The organism is Arsenophonus sp. ENCA, assembly GCF_002287155.1.
Lineage (GTDB): Bacteria > Pseudomonadota > Gammaproteobacteria > Enterobacterales > Enterobacteriaceae > Arsenophonus > Arsenophonus nilaparvatae.
Genome location: NZ_NHNG01000451.1, coordinates 1 through 1,597, shown reverse-complemented (window position 1 = coordinate 1,597; position 1,597 = coordinate 1). Strand labels below are relative to the sequence as shown.

Annotated in this window: 2 protein-coding genes; both read right to left on the bottom strand. The window is 41.1% G+C overall.

What is annotated here, in order from left to right; all coding sequences use genetic code 11:
- Positions 1 to 108: 108 nt before the first annotated feature.
- Positions 109 to 945, bottom strand: a complete 837-nt coding sequence (locus tag CBG25_RS11640; protein ID WP_290606783.1) for a hypothetical protein — start codon at positions 943 to 945, stop codon at positions 109 to 111.
- Entirely contained in the window at positions 893 to 1,429 is a 537-nt protein-coding gene (locus CBG25_RS11635; protein WP_366212775.1) for an AAA family ATPase, read from the bottom strand. Before CBG25_RS11635 ends, CBG25_RS11640 begins: the two co-directional genes overlap by 53 nt.
- Positions 1,430 to 1,597: the final 168 nt, after the last annotated feature.

The following is a 1,597-nucleotide window of genomic DNA, read 5'->3' as shown; positions in this document are numbered from 1 at the left end:
GTTTGATGATAGGATTATTTGTTTGATACATAAAATTACCTTTTATTTAATTATCTAATGATGTTAATTAAAACCGGTAACTTTCTTTTTTAAATCAGAATTGTCAGATTAAGTTAAGACTAATACAGATAATTCCACATAGGTATTATCCATTGCTGTAAGGGTACTCGCGCCTTCATAGACGATAACATACGGATAAGACGCGCCTTGTGAAGCATAGCTGGTGATGGCGTAGGTGTAATCCAGATGTCTGTCGGCATATTCTTTTGTGGGTTGATACGTGACGAGTTTGCCGTTTAACTCAATATAGAGTTTATCGTCCTCAATCCGCTTTATCATGCCCCTGTCGTTATTGGCAATATTGCGGTCTTTATCGGTTGTGGTGAGGCGGATTTTTTCACCTTCTGAGACCTCAATGGTTTTGTCTTCAAAAAGTGCGACGACGGCAGGATTGACTTCAAGCGGTGACAGGTATTTCTCCTGATTATTTTCCCGATTTACCAGACTAACAATACCTTCTTTTGAAACGCCTGTTATTTCAAAATAATGTTGATTGATTTTTGCGATGTGCCCCAACTGGTTTTGCCAAAACTGGCTATCTTTTAAATCCGCTTCCTGATGGTTGATGCGTTGTAAAACAGGAATACGGGCTGATTTACCGAGCATCTGTTGACTTTGCATCACCGCATGAATGTTTTCATTTAACTGATTTCGATCGGCATTTAACGGGGTGATAATCACCGTGTTATCACGCGCTTCTTTCGTTCTACCCACATAGTCATCAATCACCCTTTTTCTCATTTGATTGTCGCTTTCTTGTGGTTTATCTGATGAATCGCCCTTCATGATTGCGCTTTCGGGAATAAAAGCGCCATTATTCCTTGCTACTCGGTCAGGGGAAACCTGCTGAATAAATATCCAGTGATTTTTGCGTGTTTCCGGCAATTATCGCTTCAATAGCGGGTTTTAATTCGGGTGTCTGTCTGACGATTTCGTCCATCATCACTTTATCGGCGGCACTTTGTTGCCAGGCGAGGGCAAAAGGGGCGCCCCGCTCGAAGGCTTTTAGCTGTTTTGCATCCCCTGAGAGGACGACTCTTCCTGCGTTATCCGTGATGTTAAGCAGCAATTCTGCCAGGGTTTTATTACCAATCATCGAGCTTTCATCAATCACAAACAAGGTATTTTTATACGATGTTTTGAGGTTGCTCTGGTGCTTTTCCATCAGGAAACTGGCAATAGTTTGGGATTTTATGCCGGCTGCCTGTAATTCATTGACGGCTTTATGGGTGGGTGCGAGGCCGACGATATTCACATCGGGTCGATTATCGTTAAGGGCTTGTGCTACGGTTTTAAACTGGGTAGTTTTTCCTACATCCGCATAGCCTTGTATCATGATTGTCTGGTCTTTTGAGCACGAGTTTCGCAGTCTCTAAAAAAGAAGTATAAATTTAAAAACAAGAAAAAATAAGGATGTTCATATTTTGTCCGGTTATCCATGCATTAAAGATATCTATAAAATATTCTTGCAAGTAAGCAGTGTAAGATACTCTAGTTTGGCGTTATCAGAAGTCAGCCCATCGCCTTTATCTCATGA